The sequence below is a fragment of the Chlamydia abortus genome, from assembly GCF_002895085.1.
GTDB classification, from domain to species: domain Bacteria; phylum Chlamydiota; class Chlamydiia; order Chlamydiales; family Chlamydiaceae; genus Chlamydia; species Chlamydia abortus.
The window spans coordinates 942,875-961,653 of the sequence record NZ_CP024084.1 but is presented as its reverse complement, the minus strand read 5'-3'; the positions used below and the strand labels follow the sequence as shown (position 1 = coordinate 961,653).

Here is an 18,779-nt window from a genome sequence, read left to right as displayed (position 1 = left end):
ATATGAAATGGTTTATAGTTTCTTGTTTGTTAGGGATTTTTTCCCTGGGTCTAGTTATGGTCTTTGATACTTCCTCTGCAGAAATTCTCGATCGTTCACTTCCTTGTAGTACCCATAAGGCTTTAATCCGTCAGATTACCTACTTAGGATTAGGATTGGGCCTTTCTACTTTGGTTTATATAACAGGTTGGAAAGATTTTCTAAAAATGAGCCCCACATTATTGTTCATAGCAGGATGTGCGCTTATAGCTGTTTTGATTCCCGGTATAGGGGTCTGTAGAAATGGAGCTAAGCGGTGGTTAGGTATAGGACAACTGACTTTACAGCCCTCAGAGTTTGTAAAATATCTTGTTCCCTGCGTCGCTATCGAATATCTTGTATTTCGTCCTCAGTATCGAGAAAATTTCAAACTCTTTCTTAAGCTCACTGCTACACTGTTTCTCCCTATTTTACTTATTGCTATAGAGCCTGACAACGGTTCCGCAGCCGTAATAGCTTTTTCTTTGATTCCTGTATTTATTATGACAGCTGTGCGTTTACGTTATTGGTTACTTCCGTTGTTATGCGTTCTTGTTGTTGGCGGCGCTCTTGCTTATAGAATGCCTTACGTGCGACACCGTTTCAATGTTTATCTCCACCCAGAATTAGACATTAAAGGTCGAGGACATCAGCCCTATCAAGCAAAAATAGCCGCAGGGTCAGGGGGATTATTTGGTAAGGGCCCAGGAGCTAGCCTACAAAAGCTTACCTATCTTCCAGAAGCACAAAATGACTATATCGCAGCAATATACGCAGAAGAATTTGGCTTCCTAGGTATGCTGCTTTTGATTTTGTTGTATATGTATTTTGTTTACGGTGGTTACGTAATTGCTATCCGAGCCTCTTCTTTAGAAGGAGCTTCTTTGGCTATAGCCGTAACGGTAATTATTGGCATGCAGGCTTTTATGAATTTGGGCGTTGTGTCAGGATTATTACCAAGTAAAGGAGTGAATCTCCCTTTTTTTAGTCAGGGAGGGTCCTCTCTGATTGCGAATATGTGTGGTGTTACATTGCTGTTAAGGGTGTGTGATGAAGAAAATCAACAAAATAGCTTTAGCCGTCGGAGGCTCGGGAGGACATATCGTCCCCGCTCTAGCAACAAGAGAAGCATTTTGTAGAGAAGGTGTAGATGTGCTGCTTCTGGGTAAGGGTTTAGAAAACCACCCAAGCCTTGGAGAACAGCAAATCCTCTATAAAGAAATTCCCTCAGGATTGCCGACATTTGTGCGACCTATCACTGCTGTCCGGAGAGTATGTTCTCTATATGCAGGATATAAAAAGGCAAAAAAAGAACTCCTTATTTTTGATCCCGATGTGGTTATAGGTTTCGGTAGTTACCACTCTTTACCAGTATTGATGGCAGCATTGAAAAAGAAAATCCCTATATTTTTACACGAGCAAAATGTTGTGCCCGGCAAGGTAAATAAGCTGTTTTCACGTTTTGCCAAGGGTGTAGGTGTATCTTTCCCACCTGTAATTAAGAGATTCGCCTGTCCAGCTCAAGAGATTGCCTTACCAAAACGAGCTTTTTCTTCTTTTAATCCTATTGTAGAACGCCTAACTTCCCATTCTCCAACGATTTGTGTTGTGGGAGGATCTCTAGGAGCAAAGACATTAAATGATCATGTCCCACCCGCACTTGTTGAGGTTGCCAAGGATTATCCCCATATGTATGTTCATCACGTTGCAGGACCAAAAGGTGATGTAGTTTCCATACAGCATGTCTATAGTCGTGGTGGTGTGTCCTTTTGTGTAAAATCCTTTGAGCAGGATATGCTGAGTGTCTTACTTTCATCAGATCTTGTCATTAGTCGTGCCGGAGCTACGATTATGGATGAATTGTTGTGGGCACAAAGTCCTTCTATACTTATCCCATATCCGGGAGCCTATCGACATCAGGAAGAAAATGCAAAATTCTTTGTCTATACGATAGGAGGAGGATCAATGATCCTTGAAAAACAGCTTTCTAAAGCAGTGTTAACGAAAAATATTTTGCTTGCTCTGGATCCTGAAACTATTAAAAATAGGCGAGAAGCTTTGCGAGCTTATTATCAAAACAAATCTTCTAAGTCTTTTTATCAATTTATATGTGAATGTTTATAGGGTAATCTATGGATAGGAAAATCCATTATCATTTTATCGGTATCGGTGGAATAGGAATGAGTGCATTAGCTCATATTTTATTAGACCGACGATATTCCGTATCAGGAAGTGATGTAAATCGAGGACCCATTGTCGATAAGCTTGTGGCTAAAGGGGCACGGTATTTGCAAGGACATAAGAAAAATCATATTCCTGAAGATTGCACTATCGTTTATGGATCGGGGATTGCTAAGGATAATGTAGAATATATAGAAGCTGTAAGAAAACAGCTACCCATGCTCCATCGCTCTGAACTTCTCGCTTTTTTGATGCAAGAACAAACAAGTATTTTAGTTTCAGGGAGTCATGGCAAAACTACAGTGTCTTCATTAATCACAGCCATTTTCCAAACAGCAAAAAAAGATCCCTCCTATGCGATTGGAGGCCTGAATTCTCTATCCTTGAATGGTTATTCAGGAAGTTCAGAGTACTTTATAGCAGAAGCTGATGAAAGTGACGGATCTTTAAAACACTATCTTCCTAAAGTTGCCGTTGTAACCAATTTAGATAATGAACATCTCAGTAATTTCGAAGGGAGTAAGGAAAAGCTTGCTTCAACAATTGAAGAATTTACCCGTAAGGTTGAAAATCCACGTTTATGCTTTTATAATGGCGACTGCCAAGAACTAAAAGGAAGAATCTTAGGAACATCTTATGGATTTTCTCAAGATTGTCACTTACGTATATATTCCTATTCTCAGAATGGCTGGCGCTCGCTATTTTCTCTGTCTTTCTTAGGGAAAGATTACCTAGACATAGATCTTAACCTCATCGGCAAGCACAACATTGCAAACGCTGCTGTCGCCATGGGTATAGCATTAACTTTAGGCATTGATGAAGAAAGTATTCGCGAGGCTCTTAAGAACTTTGCCGGTATTCAAAGACGTATGGAAAGAAAGAATATTTCCGAGAAATTCTTATTCTTTGAAGACTATGCACACCATCCTTCTGAAATCTCTTGCACTCTCAGAGGATTACGAGATGCTGTTGGCTTGCGTCGTATAGTTGCCATATGCCAACCACATAGATTTTCTAGATTGCAATATTGCTTGGAAGATTTTTATAAAGCTTTCCAAGATGCTGATGAGGTAATTCTTACTGATGTCTACAGTGCTGGAGAAACTGCATTAGATTTACCTTCTCCTGAGAAATTAGCAGAGACGATTTCCTTAGCCTCTCATGTACGTTGTCGCTATCTTCCCTATGATGACATTCTTCCCTATCTCCAACAAGAAATACGCGTTCATGATATCTGTATATCTTTAGGAGCAGGAAATATTTATGCTGTAGGCAACGCTTTAAAGGATTTTGAACCTAAGAAACTTTCCGTTGGAGTAGTCTGTGGAGGGAAGTCTTGCGAACACGATATTTCCGTATTGTCTGCGAAAAATGTCGTTCGGTATTTGTCTCCCGAATACTACGATATACAATACTTTATTATCGATCGTCAGGGATTATGGTCCAAGGTCTCGACTATTGAATGCGAAGATTATGAAGGAAAAGGTTATCATGTCTTATCTTCAGAGATCACAGAGGCTCTTATACATTTAGATTTTATCCTTCCGATATTACATGGCCCCTTTGGAGAAGACGGTACGCTTCAAGGATTCTTAGAAATTATCAATCAGCCCTATGCCGGGCCCTCCTTGCTCTTTTCTTCAGTCACTATGGATAAGATTATGACTAAACGCCTTGCAGCTTCTGTAGGTGTCCCCGTAGTTCCTTATCAGCCATTGACTTTACATGCCTGGAAAAGAACGCCAGAGTTATGTATGCATAAGATTGCAGAGGCCTTTACTTTCCCTATGTTTGTGAAAACCGCACATTTGGGATCAAGTATCGGCGTTTTTGAAGTGCATAATGAAGAAGAACTAAAAGCAAAAATATCCGAAGCCTTCCTCTATGATACAGATATTTTTATTGAAGAAAGTCGTTTAGGATCTCGTGAAATAGAAGTGTCTTGTCTCGGAGACTCTAGTAGCTGTTACTATATTTCTGAACCACATGAACGTTGTGGTGAAAAAAGATTTATTAGTTATGAAGATAAGTACGGATTAAATGGTAGAACTAGCGCGCAAATACAATACGATTTGGATCTCTCTGAAGAATTAAAAATAAGAGTCAAGGAGTTAACAGAACGAATGTATCGTGTTATCCAAGGGCAAGGTTCATGTAGAGTGGATTTCTTTTTAGATGATGAAGGAAATTTTTGGCTTTCTGAAATGAACCCTATTCCAGGAATGACAAAGGCAAGTCCATTTCTTCATGATTTTGTCCGTTTAGGATGGACTTTCGAACAAGTCATTCATCAATTGATTATATCAGGGCTACATAAGTTTGATCAGAAGAAAAAGGTCGGCAGAACCTTGAATAAGCAGTGTCTAGTAACTGCGAAGAGCTAAAAACTCCGAAAAGGGGTCTTTAGCTATTGCCAAACTCTATTTATTAAGAAGAAAAGTAGTGAATATTATTCAGAATGGTGATTATGACTGCATTCGTGATGAACCGAAGATGCTTCTGTATCTTCGTCATCGGCTGAACAGCAATTGCCTCGGCCACAACATTGATGGGCCATCTCTGAATCGCTAGAGTTGTTTGAATCCAGACAGAAATTACCGGAAACACCCTCACTTTCGTCAACAGATTCTCTGATCCCCTCGGGCTGGATCAAGTCAATTTGTATCTTCTTTTTTAATCTCGCGCACACACGTCTAAGAATAGTTCTTAATGCGTGTATTGTATTTCCCCGTCTACCTATGATCTTCCCTATATCATCGGGAGCCACACGTATCTCTAACTTTATAGATTCACCTGACTCATCCTGAATAGAACGAATTTCCACAGCTTCAGGATCAGCAACTAAATTCTTTACGATATATGCTACAAACTCTTCCATAAAATCCAAATTAAATTGAGATGTGGAAAAAAAGAATAAAGCACTTATGCATCATTCAAAGTTCCTGAAAAGATTATACCGAATTTCGAAAAAACGTCAAGATTTATTCATTTCCTGAGATGTTTGTGGGGCAGTTTCTAGAGATAACCACTGTAAATATTCTGGATTGCCACCATCAATTTTAATAAAAATGATTTCCGGAACGTCGTAAGAACACAAAGAACGAATGGTTTTGGATACCTCAGAAAATCGCGAAGAGAGTGTTTTGATTTGCATGTGGTATTCCTCAGAAATGTAGAGCTGGCCTTCCCATAGGTACGTAGATTTCCCTTTTGGGAAAACATGGACGCAAGCCGCTAATTTTTGAGTGATTAAAGTGTGAGCGATAAGCTCGGCTTCTTCTTCAGAAGGTAGTTGAGTCAAAATGAGTATCGGGGTCATAACTTACTTAATAATAGATAGGAGGGGAATCTTAAATCGTAAATGTGGCAGTCTCTGGATTGTATCACAGTATGATATTGAGCAAGGTGATAATTTTTTAATCCTGCATCTAGCGTATGGTATTGAAACCTTAGAAGATTTCCAGAAGATAAGGAAACGGTGATTTCCATAGGGTAGATGTCCGTAAGAGACAAATCAATAACCACAGGAGGATCTTCTCGGAGTTCGTCAATTAGAAGAGAGGCAATGTCGATTTTCCACGAAGGTAAAATAGAAGATTCTACATCTTTTTGTGGGAAAAAAATCTTAGGAAGTTTTTGCGTTTTAAAAAAAGGTTGGCAAGGGAAGCGTTCCCCAGAATGGTTGATTAACGTATTTGTTTGGTTACCTAAATAGCCTATAGGGGTGTGTAAAGCATAAAAGATAATGATGCCTTTGTTGTCTGGGACTTTTTTTATCGATACCGAAGAAAATATCCCTAGATCTTTTAACGTAGCCTCCGCTTGCTTAATTGCAAATTGATGTAGGAAAGTAGGATAATCTGCAGATAATTGTAATGTCTCTGAAAAGATAGCCTCAGGAATTCTAGACGGCGATGGAGAAATAAGGAAAATATTTTTAATGGGAAGAGCTTTTGTTATAGGAAATAAAAAAGTCTCGGGAAACAAAAGCCAATGCATGGTAGGAATAAAAATGAGGACGCTAAGGAAAATACATAGGAATGCGTAAGACAGAGAATATCTTGGTCCAGGAGAAAAAAGCATTTTTATAAAGCTTCTTACCATGGGTGCGCATTGTTTTTTATTTTTATCGTAAATAATATCGTTAATATTTGCGAGATACTATTTGGAGTTGCTTTTATGGATTGGTTAACTAAACAGTATGGGGATGTTCTTGTTGTCTCTTTAGAAGGGGCGTTAGATGCTGTTTCTGTGCCCAAAGCAGAAGCCTTCCTAAATAAGAAAGTTGCAGAAGGTAAACATAAAATTGTACTCAACTTCCAATACGTGACTTACATGAGTAGCGCAGGCATCCGCCTTGTATTTTCATTGTCTAAATCTTTACAGGCTTGCCAGGGTCTTCTTTGTATTTGTTGCGTCTCTAATGTGGTAGCCGATGTTATTCGTATAGCAGGCGTCGATCAACTGCTGCCTGTTTGCCAATCAGAACAAGAATGTTTCACTAAGTTTTAATCCTGGTGCATATGCGTGCTCCTGAATTCCATGCTAATGCCATGACATCTACAGGATGTGATGTCTGCTTAGATCCTCAAAAATCATTTGCAAAATTGTTTAAGCGCACGGTGATTTTACTTGCAGGACCTACAGGATCCGGGAAAACGGATGTTTCTTTAAGGCTAGCGCCTATGATTGATGGAGAAATTATATCTGTTGATTCCATGCAAGTCTATCGGGGTATGGATATCGGCACAGCAAAAGTATCTTGGGAGGATAGACAGCGCATTCCTCATTATCTGATCGATATATGCCATGTCCAAGAACTTTTTAATGCTGTCGATTTTTATTACCAGGCCATCCAGGCATGTCAGAATATCCTCTCTAGAAATAAAGTCCCTATTCTTGTGGGCGGCACCGGATTTTATTTTCATACCTTTCTCTCAGGGCCTCCTCAAGGACCTTCTCCCGACTGCGATTTCCGTGATAAATTAGCTCTGTATATTCAGGAGCATGGCTTGTCGCTTTTATACGAAAATCTTTGCCTGAAAGATCCTGAATATGCGCGTACGATTACTAAGAATGATAGAAACAAAATCGTCCGCGCTTTAGAAATTATCCATTTAACAGGGAAAAAAGTTTCCGACCATAAATGGACCAAGGAAGCTAGCGAATGTCAGGAGTATAATTGCCGAGGATGGTTTTTATCACCACCTAAAGAACTTCTGCGAGACACAATCCACTTGCGTTGTCAAAGAATGCTCGAAGATGACTTAATTGATGAGGTGCATAGATTACTCAAGCAGGGGATTAGAGACAATTCCTCAGCATCAAGAGCTATAGGATATAGAGAATGGATCGAATTTATTGATCAGGGGTCTCCCGCAGAATCTTATGAAGCTGTTAAACAAAAATTCATCACCAATACTTGCCATTATACTAAAAAACAAAGGACCTGGTTTAAACGTTACCCTATATTTCGAGAATTGCCTACCCTGGGATTAACAGCAGAAACGATAGCAGCAAAGATAGCAGAGGATTATTTTCTTCATGGTTGATAAGAAGGCGTTTCTATAGGTTCATAGAAAGTATTCCTCTCCACAGGGATAAATCCTTCTGAAGCGATCATCGTCCGAGTTTCCTCTTCAGAACTCTTTAAAGTCCATCCCGCACATTTATGCACGCTCTCATCAATAATCGTTCCTCCAAAATCATCGGCCCCATAATGTAATCCACGAGCTCCGTGTTCTTTACCTTCTCCAAACCATGAAGCCGCGATATGCTCAAAGTTGTCTAAGAAGATTCGAGCCAGTGCGAGAATGCGATAATACATCTCAGGTGGGGCTTGATTAGGGACCTTGCGTCCTAAAGCGGTATTTCCAGACTTATAGCTCCAAGGAATGAAGCTATAAAACCCAGGAGTTTCGTCCTGAGCGTCCCTGAGAGCTTGCAGATGCAAGAGAATATCATGAGCGTTTTCAATATGCCCAAACATCATTGTTGCTGTAGAGTAGAACCCTAAACGATGGGCAAGCTTGTGGAAATTAATCCACCCATCGGGCCCCATTTTTTTTGGCGATATAATCTTGCGCACACGTTCGGAAAAAATTTCAGCACCCCCTCCAGGAATCGTCCTCTGCCCTGCATTCCACAGTCTCATTAAAGCCTCTTCGTTACTGATTCCGGATACAGAGGCTGCATGTGAAATTTCTACTGCAGAGAAGAAATGGGGGTGGATCGAGGGGAATTCTTGCACCGTGATCCGTACGAATTCTTCCAGATAGTCTATCCCTAGTTGCGGATGGACCCCTCCTTGAAGAAGCACAGTTTTAACTCCCATAGATATATATCGTTGCATTAAAGAACGAAATTTGTCAAAAGAAAGGAGATACGCGTCAGAAGCGTGAGGCTTTCTATAAAACGCGCAGAAGGTACAATCAATTTTACAAATGTTGGTGTAGTTCGGGTTGGCGTCTAGGACATACGTGACTTTATTACCAGGATGGCGCTGTTTGCGTAAAATATTCGCAGCCTCCTGTAGTTTTTCTAAAGGACTTGTTCTAAATAACTCCAATCCCTCGTCAAAGGAAATTCTAGTAAATAAGTTCATAAAAACGATTGACGATAATGTAGTGCGGGGGCAAACTTTATCTTCTATTCATTATTTCTTTGTCAAGCCCTACACCCTAAGTTGTTATTATGGATACTTCAGACAACAGCTTTTATTCTTCAGAAGCAAAACAAGGTTCTATAGTGGTTTCTAGTGAGGAATTGAAATTCAAAAGTGATGATATTTCTAACGCCGCGATGACTAATGAATCCTTTACCATATTTACTCAAGAGTTAGCTGCTTTCTCATCGATAGAGGAGCAGGTGACTTTTAGTCTAGAGAAAATGGAGCAAGCCTTAAGAAACAACCAAGGAGCAAATTTAAAGCTGTTTTGGGCGATACGAAAGCATTGTCTTCCATTATTCCATCAAGTAGAAAACGTTGGTAAGCGGGCTGAATTTTGGCGGCGCTATATTGATTTAACGAAAGAAGGACGACATATTAAATCCTTACAAGATGAAGAGGGGACTTTTGTTGTTGGACAGATTGAGTTGGCCATATCTTGTCTAGAGCAAGATATCACCAATTTCTTAGAAGGAACAAATCCCCTAACAGTACAAGAAGAGCAGTCGGTGTTTTTAGAAACCCAGACGTTAGAGAAAAGAAAGGCTTTTTATAAGGAGTTACATACCTCATTAGTTTGGTTAAGTAGCTTTTCAGCAAGAATCATTGACTTGCGTAAAGAGCTCATGAATGTTGGCATGCGTATGCGATTAAAAAGCAAATTTTTCCAACATTTATCTTCTCTAGGCAATCAAGTATTCCCGAAAAGAAAAGAACTCATCGAGAAAGTGAGTGACGCTTTTTCCGAAGATGTGGAGTCTTTTGTTGCTAAATATTTTTCTCGTGCAGATAAGGACGCATTAAAGCGTTCCGTTTTTTTTTTACGGAAGGAAATCAAAAATCTACAGCAGGCGGCTAAATGCTTAGCTGTATCTTCTACTGTCTTTTCTGATACACGTTTGAAGCTCAGTAAATGCTGGGATCAACTCAAAGGTTTAGAAAAAGAAATTCGCCAAGAGCAAAGTCGTCTAAGAGTGGCTTCTGCTGAAAACTCTAAAGATGTTCGCGAGCAACTTTCAGGTATAGCTCAAGTGTTGGAAGAGGGCGGTGATCTTTTTAGAATTCGCAAGGATTTAGATGTCGCTGCAAAGCGTATACGGTCTCTGGACTTAATCCATGACGATGTTGTGGCTTTGAAGACAGAACTGCAAGTTTTGTTTGAGAAGCTCAGAGAAAAACAAGAGGCTGCCGAACAGGTATATCAAGAGCAATTAGCTAGAGATAAACAAATCCGGCAAGAAGCTATAAAAGAGCTCACTGAGAAGATCAAACTGTTCTCTGAAAAGTGCACTTCTGGGGATATTCACTCAGAAACACGATCCGAGTGGCAAGAGTTGAAAGAATCTTTAACTAAGGCAGCTTTCTTATCTGCTTCAGAACGGATTTCTTTAGATAATCAATTGAATTTAACTTTACAGCATATAACAGCATATTTTGAAGAACAACTGCTGTCTTCTCCTGATTCTCGTGAAAAACTCACAAATATGCGGCAAGTTTTGTCTCAAAGACAAGAACGTCGTAAGGAATTAAAAGATAAATTAGAGCAAGATAAGAAACTTCTGGGATCTTCGGGTCTAGATTTCGATCGTGCTATGCAGTACAGTGCTCTAGTTGAAGAAGATAAACGTGCTTTAGAGGAACTGGATCAAAGTATCCTGGACTTGAAGCGCCAAATTCAGCAGTTAACATGAGACAATCTTGTATATATGCTTTTGACTTAGATGGTACGTTGCTACGAGGAAATAGCAGTATAGGGTTTTATAAATGCGCTCTAGAGCGTCGCTTATTCTCTTATAAAACCCTTCCTTCTTGTTTTTTATATTTTCTTCGGTTTCGATTTTTTTTTTAGACTTACCCTCGTTTTATTCTCGGATAGTCTCCTCATTATTTTCATCAGTTGCATTTGAAGATCTTTCTGCTACAGCCTGCAATTTTGCACAGACACTAGTAAAAAAAGATTTTTATACACCAGCTTTAGAAAAATTTTATGAAGCTTTAGAAGATCCTCTCGGGGAAGTCATGATCTTTTCCTCCTCGCCAGATTTCATCGTTAGACCCATAGCGGAAAAGTTAGGCGCCAACATATGTTATGCTTCGAAATTTCAAGTATTTTCTAGAGGGCAAACGCTTGCAAATCAATGCCTAACTGGAGATAATAAAGCCAGAATACTTAGCCATCTAAAAAAAATAGGACGGGCGAGAAGTCATACTTTCTCAGACCATATTCTTGACTTGCCTTTTCTTCTTCTAGGTGAGGAGAAAACCGTGGTCCGACCTAGAGGAAGACTTAGAAAAATGGCGAGAAAGTATTATTGGAATATTATTTAATCTAAGAAAAAAAGCTCGACCTTATCTTAGATAATCGAGTATTCTCGTGCCAGTTTCTATGGAATTATTTTGCTTTGATTTATTAAAAGTAATTGCCAAAGTTATTGATAACAAAAAAGGCAATAATCCTGTTATCTTAGATGTTCGTGCCATTTCTCAGCTCACAGATTACTTTATTTTTGCTGAAGGGCATGTGGGTGTACATGTAAAAGCTTTGGCAGATACGATTGTACAAGAATTGAAAGAACATAATGTGGCTCCTTTACATGTAGAGGGGTTAAGTCATGGTGACTGGGTAGTTATAGATTACGGATTTATTGTCATCCATTTGTTCATCTCGTCCATTAGAGAACAGTATCGATTGGAAGAGCTTTGGAAGGATGGTTCCATTATTACATCCAAGCTTCTAGCTTCTTAACAGGGTAGAATAACTTTATGAGTAAAAAACGTGTAGTTGTCACGGGATTGGGCGTTGTTTCTTGTTTAGGTAACGAAATAGACACCTTTTATGATAATTTGCTTGCCGGTGTTAGCGGTGTTCGTACGATCACTTCTTTCCCATGCGAAGATTATGCTACGCGTTTTGCTGGTTGGATCCCCGAATTTAATCCCGAGCCCTATTTAGATAAAAAGCAAGCACGAAGAGTAGATTGTTTTATTACTTACGCCGTAGTTGCAGCTAAGAAAGCTATTGCTATGTCTAGATGGGACAAAGATAATCTTCCAGCGGATCCTCTTCGTTGCGGTGTGATCATCGGTTCGGGTATGGGAGGATTACAGACATTGGACGATGGTATGGAACGCCTGATTCTTGGTAATAAAAAACTCTCTCCATTTTTCATACCTTACATTATCACTAATATGGCTCCTGCCCTGATTGCTATGGATTTCGGGCTGATGGGACCGAACTATTCCATATCTACAGCTTGCGCAACTTCAAACTATTGTATAGATGCCGCGTATCAGCACCTGGTTTCTGGACGCGCGGATATTATAGTTTGTGGAGGTACCGAAGCTGCCGTGAATCGTGTTGGCTTGGCAGGTTTTATTGCTAATCGTGCCTTATCAGAAAGGAATGATGCCCCTCAAGAAGCCTCTCGTCCTTGGGATAGGGATAGGGACGGGTTTGTCATTGGTGAAGGAGCCGGAATCTTAGTTTTGGAAACCTTGGAAAACGCTTTAAAGCGAGGAGCTCCTATATATGCAGAGATCCTCGGTGCGTATACTACTTGCGACGCTTTTCATATTACAGCTCCTAGAGATGACGGAGAAGGGATCACCTCCTGTATTCTTGGGGCTTTAGAAAGTTCTGGTATTCCTAAAGAACGCGTAAACTATATTAACGCTCATGGTACATCAACTCCTCTAGGGGATATATCGGAAGTTTTAGCATTGAAAAAAGCTTTCGGTAGTCATGTAAAGAAGCTGCGAATGAATTCCACGAAGTCACTTATAGGGCATTGCCTAGGAGCTGCTGGGGGCGTCGAAGCTGTTGCGACAATTCAAGCAATTCAAACGGGGAAATTACATCCTACGATTAATTTAGAAAACCCGATTACGGAAATTGATGATTTTGACGTAGTTGCAAATAAAGCCCAGGATTGGGATATAGATGTCGCTATGTCGAATTCTTTTGGTTTTGGTGGACATAATTCAACGATATTATTCTCGAGGTATATACCCTAATTATGATAAAGACAAAGTATGAATACTCTTTTGGTATTATTCCCATAAAGTTTTTTGGTACTCCTGATAAAAGTACACTAAAAGCTTGTTTTATCTGCCATACCCAAGGCAAGCATTGGGGATTCCCTAAAGGCCATTCTGAAGATAAAGAAGGTCCTCAGGAGGCTGCAGAAAGAGAGTTAGTTGAAGAAACTGGCTTGAGTATAGTCAACTTTTTCCCAAAAGTTCTTGTAGAACACTATTCTTTTAATGATAACGAGGTATTTGTTCGTAAAGAAGTCACCTACTTCTTAGCAGAAGTTCAAGGGGATGTACATGCAGATCCGAATGAAATTTGTGACACTCAATGGTTAAGCTTTCAAGAAGGTATACGATTATTGAGCTTCCCTGAGCTTAAAGAGATTGCTGTAGAAGCAGATAAGTTTATCAACAGCTATCTCTTCTCTTTCTAAGTTGAAGAATGTAAGGAGAGGAGCCTCCTCTCCAGAAACATGAGTTATATAGTTGTTTTCTCTCTAACAAATTTATTCAAATAGTCTTCGTGTGCTAGTTGAATGACCTTTTGTGCTTCTTTCTTCCCGTAAATCCCTACAATTTCAATTTTTGCTGGTTTTGCATTGATCAAGTGTTCTGGGGTAGCTTTATACGTTAGAAAATAATGCTGAATCATATCAAGAACAGTACAAGGACAGTCAGAGATATCTTTTATCTCTGAAAAGACTAAATCGTCTTCAAGAACAGCGATAATTTTATCGTCGGCTTCTCCAGAGTCAATAATGCGCAGACCACCAATAGGACGTGCTTGAAGCAAGATGTTGCCGTGAGTGATATTTTTTTCTGTAAGCACGCAAACATCTAAGGGATCATCGTCACCACGGATATCGGCTTTCAAACTTTGTTCTCCGCTATATTGCCCAGAAAGTTCACCACAATACGTTCTAGGTAATAATCCATATAAACAAGGGCAGAAATTAGAAAATTTCTGAGGGCGATCTACTTTCAATAAACCTGTAGTTTTGTCTAATTCAAACTTTACAGAATCCTGCGGCGTAATTTCTATATAACAACATAGAGATTCATAGTTATCTTGAGTTAATATAGGACCGTGCCAAGGATGCATGATCGATAAAGATTGTTTTTCAGACATAAGCGACTCTCATTATACTCTTTTTTTTTATTCACGAGTTTTTCTGCGTAATCTAGAGTAACACGAGAGGAATTTTAAGAGAAGGGAGAGGGTTTAGTTAATTGACTTTTAATTAAATCTATACAATACTTGCATGTTATAATTACAAATACTTCTACTTTAAGATTATGAAATATCCTCTGGTGTTTAAAGATTTGCATATAGAAGATTACGAACGTGTAATCGAAGTGACTTGTGAAGATATTCAGCTACACGCGTTAATTGCCATTCATCAGACACTAGTGGGTCCAGCCTTAGGCGGAGTTCGCGCCTTTAGTTACGATTCTTTTGATGCTGCTTTGACGGATGTTTTGCGTTTATCTAAAGGCATGACATATAAGGCTGTTCTTAGTGGGACAGGAACCGGTGGAGGAAAAAGTGTAATTATTCTTCCTCAAGGGATGACACGCCCTACTGAAGATATACTTAGAGCTTTTGGTCAGGCAGTAGATTCCCTCAGCGGACAGTATATTGCAGCAGAAGATATGGGAGTCTCTGTAAATGATATAAATATTATCCATCAGGAAACTCCTTGGGTATGCGGTATAGAAAGTGTGAGTGGGGATCCTTCAATTTATACAGCCCACGGCGTCTTTTTATGCATCAAGGAAACTGCAGAGCAGTTATGGGGAAGTTCTTCTTTGACAGGAAGGAAGATCGGAATTCAAGGTCTCGGTGCTGTCGGTAGAAAGCTTTTACACTCGCTGTTTTTTGCAGGTGCCGAGTTGTATGTTTCTGATGCGAATCCCTCTATTCTTGATGAAGTAACCAAATTCTACGGAGTTACTGTTGTCCCTATACATGCATTTCCCACACTAGAATGTGATATTTTTGTTCCATGTGCATTCGGGGGAGTGATTAATAGAAGTAATGTCTATAATTTGCGTTGTCGCGCTGTTGTAGGGGCCGCAAATAATCAATTAGAACATCCTTCCTTAGGCGCTGTGCTTCATGCTCAGGGAATATTGTATGCCCCAGATTATCTAGCCAATGCCGGCGGCTTATTGAATGTGGCTCTTGCTGTTGGAAAAACTTATTGTCCCAAAACAGTCTTACAAAAAGTCAATCAACTGCCTTTGATCCTTAAAGAAATTTATCAGAAAAGCGAAGATACTGATCAAGATACAGTCATTTTATCAGACAGTATAGTGGAAGAAAAACTTACAGCTTACATTTAGTAAGCTAGCAAGTTTTCTTCAGAAACAATATTTAAGTGTTCTTGTAAGGCGTCTAACGTAGTCCTGTGAATTTCCGCATTCCCGGAAGCTAGAATTATGGGATGATTTTCTAAAATGAAATCTTCACGACGGTAATTGAGCGCATTCCCAAAAATATCAGAAACTACACCTCCCGACTCTTCTACTAAAAAAGCTCCTGGAGCATGATCCCACGCTCTTGCTTGAGAAATAGCAAAGGGGTAGCGGATAAAAAAGTCTACAGCGCCTTCAGCGACCATAGCGTATTTGTATTGACTGTCAACTCGACAAGCTTGGGGTTGCCCCGGTAAAGAGAGACTTAATAAGCGTGTAGCCTGGTGCTGTTGGTTACGTGCAGCTAGAGATGCTTCACAAAACTTCCCCGTTAGTGTTTCTCCAGATTTTAAATACTGCCGAGTTTCAATTGCAGTGCCAAATAAAGAAACCCCAGAGTTTTTAGCAGCCGAATAGATTTTGAACGTGTGGCGATCTGCACACGGACATGCCATAACTGCAAGTATAGGACTATCCTCATACATCAAGGATACGGCAGAGGCAAAAAAACGGTTTTTAATAAATCCCGACGTACTATCAATAGGATCAACCAGCCAATATAAAGTTGAGGCTTTTTGATTTGGACTTAATGTTTCTAAAAGATCATCAGGTGTGGCTTTCGCATCCAGTCTGTGAATGAATTCTAAAATACTGTGAATTTTATGTTTATCGTCTACAGGGTCTAAGACTTCTTCCCCGATAAACGGAATATGTGGAAAAGTTGTTGATAGCTTTTTTTGAAGGCAATATTGAACAGCATAATCTGCGGGTGTCACAAAAGACCCGTCGGGTTTTGTCCAGAAAGGGACTAGCGGAAGGCGTTGTCGATAACGGATTAACTCGGCGATTGTTTTCTCAACTATACTTTCTGCAACTCTTTGATAGTCTAGTAAATGAGACGGCATAGCGATTTTTTTCCTAAGTATTAGTTAAACCATATTATCAAAAGATAGGATTATGATAAACTTACTAGAGGGGGTGTAAGCGAATTTGTTATGGGAAAGGGTTACCTATGATACTTAAGGTATGGCGAACTATTTATGAAGCTACGTATGCTTTTCTGGTTGGTTTTGCCTTGAAGTTGCGCTACAAGATAAAATTAGAAGGCCTAAAGTCTATACATCCTAACCCTAATCAAGGGTGTCTATTTTTATCCAACCATGTAGCCGAAATCGATCCTGTAATTCTTGAATATTTATTTTGGCCGCGTTTTCATTTGCGCCCCCTGGCAGTGAGTTATTTATTTAAGAATCCTATAGTGCGTTGGTTCTTAAATTCTGTTGGCGCTATACCTGTTCCCACAGTTGTTCCCGGCCGAGAATGTAAAAAAACTGTCGAACAGATGGAACATTTCTATAATCAAACTATTCATGTCTTGGATAATCAAGGCAGTGTATTGCTGTATCCTTCCGGACGGTTATCAAGAAATGGCAAAGAAGAAATAGTTAATCAGTATTCGGCATACGTGTTATTGCATAAATCTAAGGCGTGCAACGTATTTTTGATACGCATTAACGGATTATGGGGGAGCGCTTTCTCAAGATATAAAACTCAATCTATCCCGAAGTTGGGCGTAGTATTCAAAGAGGCAATGAAGTCCCTATTGCGACGGGGGATATTTTTCATGCCAAAACGCTCTGTGAAAGTGACTATACACCAAATAAATAACGAATTCTTGAAGCAATTCCCCACGAAACAGGATTTGAATGCTTTTCTTTCTTCGTGGTTTAACGAAGATAAAGAAAGTTTTCCTATAGAAGTTCCTTATGCCTAATATAAGGGAAGGGTATATGCATAAGCGTTGGAATTATTCTAAAAAGCGCCGTATAGGTTTGCGCGACGGACGGACTGTTTTAGAGAAGTTTTTAAAACTCTGTTCGGAAATGGGATCAGCAGCGAGTTGCTGGGATGAGCAATTAGGGATTTTATCCTATGATGCTATGCTTAAGGCTATGATTGCGTTGTCCTTACAAGTATTTCAATATCCTGGCAAAAATATCGGAATTATGATGCCAGCCTCGGCTGGGGCCTATATTGCGTATTTCGCTGTGCTGTTATCCGGGAAAGTTCCTGTCATGATCAATTGGAGTCAAGGACTTCGAGAAATGGAAGCCTGTATTGCTCTAGCACATGTAGAGCATATCCTAACTTCGAAGCAACTGGTTGAGCACTTACACGAGATTCACGGTGATGGCGTAGAGTATCCAGCAAAGCTAATTTATATGGAAAATATACGTAAACAACTTTCCCTTTGGGATAAGATACGTATAGCTTTTTATCTATCTCTCCCACACAACTGGTTGTTGCGCTTGTTCAATCTTTCAGAGCAGAATCAGGAGGATGTTGCCGTTATTTTGTTTACATCCGGGACAGAAAAACTTCCTAAAGGCGTTCCCTTAACCCATGCAAATCTTATAGCGAACCAACGTGCCTGTTTACGATTTTTTGATCCTGTAGAAAACGATGTCATGATGTCGTTTCTTCCCCCATTCCACGCTTATGGGTTTAACTGCTGTGCTCTCTTACCTATGCTTGCAGGAGTGTCCGTAGTGTTTTCTTATAATCCTTTGCAACCCAAAAAGATCGTAGAATTTATAGATAAGACGCATGCTACCTTTTTAGGTACTACACCCATCTTTTTCGATTACATTTTGAAAACAGCGAAAAAACAAGAATCTACTTTAAGCTCTTTGCGTTTTGTTGTTGTCGGAGGAGACGCTTTTAAAGACTCTTTAAGAGATAAAACTGAAAGATATTTTCCTCATATTGCTCTTCGTCAAGGATATGGCACCACCGAGTGCTCTCCTGTGATTACGGTTAATGATGAGAATAGTCCTAAAAATGAACGTTGTGTTGGTGTCCCTATTGAGGGTATGGACATTATGATCGTTTCAGAAGAGACTTATGTTCCCCTGTCTTCTGGAGAAGTTGGTTTAGTTCTTATCCGAGGTACCTCACTGTTTTCCGGCTATTTGGAAGCAGATCCTCATCAAGGTTTTGTACACCTTGGAGGCGCAAGTTGGTACGTGACAGGAGACCTAGGGTATTTAGATAGAAATGGTCAGTTGTTTTTACAAGGTAGACTGAGTCGTTTCGTAAAAATTGGCAGCGAAATGATTAGTTTGCAGGCTTTGGAAAACTTACTCATTGAAGGTTTTGGGCTTCCTGATGAGCGCGATGATATTTCTTTGATCGTTTGTGGTATACCCGGAGAGAAAGTCAAACTCTGCTTATTTACGACGTTTCCTACCCATCTCAATGAAGTAAATGATATCCTAAAAAACTTAAAAACAAGTAGCATAATGAAGATATCCTATCAGCATCAGTTGGAATCTATCCCGATGCTGGGCTCAGGAAAACCTGATTACCGAGCTTTAAATTCTCTAGCTCTTTCTCTGTTTCATGGGGACTAAAATGACACTTGAATAGTTAAAGATACTAGATTTCAAGGAAAAGATCTTTA

The 18,779-nt window shown here is 39.7% G+C and carries 19 protein-coding genes; 13 read left to right on the top strand and 6 right to left on the bottom strand.

Going from position 1 to position 18,779, the window contains the following annotated elements:
- The first annotated feature begins 2 nt into the window (after positions 1 to 2).
- From ftsW to CHAB577_RS04345, 3 genes are read left to right on the top strand one after another with little or no spacing between them, the layout of a single operon-like run.
- Positions 3 to 1,157: a putative lipid II flippase FtsW gene (gene ftsW / locus CHAB577_RS04355; protein WP_006344436.1), complete on the top strand. Its 1,155-nt coding sequence runs from the start codon at positions 3 to 5 to the stop codon at positions 1,155 to 1,157.
- Positions 1,066 to 2,142, top strand: a complete 1,077-nt coding sequence (murG, locus tag CHAB577_RS04350) for an undecaprenyldiphospho-muramoylpentapeptide beta-N-acetylglucosaminyltransferase (protein ID WP_011097359.1) — start codon at positions 1,066 to 1,068, stop codon at positions 2,140 to 2,142. The genes ftsW and murG overlap by 92 nt, the downstream gene beginning before the upstream one ends.
- A gap of 8 nt (positions 2,143 to 2,150) precedes the next feature.
- Positions 2,151 to 4,583 carry a bifunctional UDP-N-acetylmuramate--L-alanine ligase/D-alanine--D-alanine ligase gene (locus CHAB577_RS04345; protein WP_086393206.1) on the top strand — a complete coding sequence of 811 codons (2,433 nt, stop codon included), beginning with the start codon at positions 2,151 to 2,153 and terminating at the stop codon, positions 4,581 to 4,583.
- Positions 4,584 to 4,648: 65 nt separating this feature from the next.
- Here the strand turns inward: CHAB577_RS04345 and CHAB577_RS04340 are convergent, their stop codons facing one another.
- The 3 genes from CHAB577_RS04340 to CHAB577_RS04330 form a co-directional block, all read right to left on the bottom strand.
- Entirely contained in the window at positions 4,649 to 5,077 is a 429-nt protein-coding gene (locus CHAB577_RS04340) for a KH domain-containing protein (RefSeq protein WP_086393207.1), read from the bottom strand.
- Between the two features lie 96 nt (positions 5,078 to 5,173).
- On the bottom strand, positions 5,174 to 5,518 hold the full coding sequence (gene cutA / locus CHAB577_RS04335) for a divalent-cation tolerance protein CutA (protein ID WP_006344432.1): 345 nt from the start codon (positions 5,516 to 5,518) through the stop codon (positions 5,174 to 5,176).
- Complete coding sequence (locus CHAB577_RS04330; RefSeq protein ID WP_006344431.1) at positions 5,515 to 6,303, bottom strand: cell division protein FtsQ/DivIB; 789 nt, start codon at positions 6,301 to 6,303, stop codon at positions 5,515 to 5,517. The genes cutA and CHAB577_RS04330 overlap by 4 nt, the downstream gene beginning before the upstream one ends.
- 75 nt (positions 6,304 to 6,378) lie before the next feature.
- Here CHAB577_RS04330 and CHAB577_RS04325 point away from each other — a divergent pair, with 75 nt between their 5' ends.
- Positions 6,379 to 6,711, top strand: coding sequence for an STAS domain-containing protein (locus CHAB577_RS04325; protein WP_006344430.1), 333 nt, complete (start codon positions 6,379 to 6,381; stop codon positions 6,709 to 6,711).
- A gap of 11 nt (positions 6,712 to 6,722) precedes the next feature.
- On the top strand, positions 6,723 to 7,751 hold the full coding sequence (gene miaA, locus CHAB577_RS04320; protein ID WP_006344429.1) for a tRNA (adenosine(37)-N6)-dimethylallyltransferase MiaA: 1,029 nt from the start codon (positions 6,723 to 6,725) through the stop codon (positions 7,749 to 7,751).
- Here the strand turns inward: miaA and mqnC are convergent.
- The gene (gene mqnC / locus CHAB577_RS04315) at positions 7,742 to 8,803 is read right to left on the bottom strand and encodes a cyclic dehypoxanthinyl futalosine synthase (RefSeq protein ID WP_011097356.1); all 1,062 of its coding nucleotides are present in this window, start codon (positions 8,801 to 8,803) and stop codon (positions 7,742 to 7,744) included. The two genes, miaA and mqnC, sit on opposite strands and share 10 nt — an antisense overlap.
- 89 nt (positions 8,804 to 8,892) lie before the next feature.
- Between mqnC and CHAB577_RS04310 the strand changes: the two genes are divergently transcribed.
- From CHAB577_RS04310 to CHAB577_RS04290, 5 genes are all read left to right on the top strand, one after another.
- Positions 8,893 to 10,557 (top strand): coiled-coil domain-containing protein, encoded by a 1,665-nt coding sequence (locus CHAB577_RS04310; RefSeq protein WP_011097355.1) that lies wholly within the window; start codon positions 8,893 to 8,895, stop codon positions 10,555 to 10,557.
- 118 nt (positions 10,558 to 10,675) lie between these two features.
- A complete protein-coding gene (locus tag CHAB577_RS04305; protein ID WP_041461349.1) occupies positions 10,676 to 11,194 on the top strand; it encodes a haloacid dehalogenase-like hydrolase in 519 nt (172 codons plus the stop codon).
- A 58-nt stretch (positions 11,195 to 11,252) separates the two neighbouring features.
- Entirely contained in the window at positions 11,253 to 11,612 is a 360-nt protein-coding gene (rsfS, locus tag CHAB577_RS04300) for a ribosome silencing factor (RefSeq protein ID WP_011097354.1), read from the top strand.
- Positions 11,613 to 11,629: 17 nt separating this feature from the next.
- Complete coding sequence (gene fabF / locus CHAB577_RS04295) at positions 11,630 to 12,880, top strand: beta-ketoacyl-ACP synthase II (RefSeq protein ID WP_011097353.1); 1,251 nt, start codon at positions 11,630 to 11,632, stop codon at positions 12,878 to 12,880.
- Between the two features lie 2 nt (positions 12,881 to 12,882).
- Positions 12,883 to 13,332 carry a bis(5'-nucleosyl)-tetraphosphatase gene (locus CHAB577_RS04290; protein ID WP_006344424.1) on the top strand — a complete coding sequence of 150 codons (450 nt, stop codon included), beginning with the start codon at positions 12,883 to 12,885 and terminating at the stop codon, positions 13,330 to 13,332.
- Positions 13,333 to 13,376: 44 nt separating this feature from the next.
- On the opposite strand, the gene CHAB577_RS04285 is transcribed toward CHAB577_RS04290, so the two are convergent.
- Positions 13,377 to 14,027 carry an inorganic pyrophosphatase gene (locus CHAB577_RS04285; RefSeq protein ID WP_011097352.1) on the bottom strand — a complete coding sequence of 217 codons (651 nt, stop codon included), beginning with the start codon at positions 14,025 to 14,027 and terminating at the stop codon, positions 13,377 to 13,379.
- A 167-nt stretch (positions 14,028 to 14,194) separates the two neighbouring features.
- Between CHAB577_RS04285 and CHAB577_RS04280 the strand changes: the two genes are divergently transcribed.
- Positions 14,195 to 15,244, top strand: coding sequence for a Glu/Leu/Phe/Val dehydrogenase family protein (locus tag CHAB577_RS04280; RefSeq protein ID WP_011097351.1), 1,050 nt, complete (start codon positions 14,195 to 14,197; stop codon positions 15,242 to 15,244).
- Here the strand turns inward: CHAB577_RS04280 and CHAB577_RS04275 are convergent.
- The gene (locus CHAB577_RS04275; RefSeq protein WP_011097350.1) at positions 15,241 to 16,221 is read right to left on the bottom strand and encodes an inositol monophosphatase family protein; all 981 of its coding nucleotides are present in this window, start codon (positions 16,219 to 16,221) and stop codon (positions 15,241 to 15,243) included. The genes CHAB577_RS04280 and CHAB577_RS04275 overlap by 4 nt on opposite strands.
- Before the next feature lie 107 nt (positions 16,222 to 16,328).
- Here CHAB577_RS04275 and CHAB577_RS04270 point away from each other — a divergent pair, with 107 nt between their 5' ends.
- Complete coding sequence (locus CHAB577_RS04270; RefSeq protein ID WP_011097349.1) at positions 16,329 to 17,090, top strand: lysophospholipid acyltransferase family protein; 762 nt, start codon at positions 16,329 to 16,331, stop codon at positions 17,088 to 17,090.
- 16 nt (positions 17,091 to 17,106) lie between these two features.
- A complete protein-coding gene (locus CHAB577_RS04265; RefSeq protein ID WP_041461366.1) occupies positions 17,107 to 18,729 on the top strand; it encodes an AMP-binding protein in 1,623 nt (540 codons plus the stop codon).
- The last annotated feature ends 50 nt before the right edge of the window (positions 18,730 to 18,779 follow it).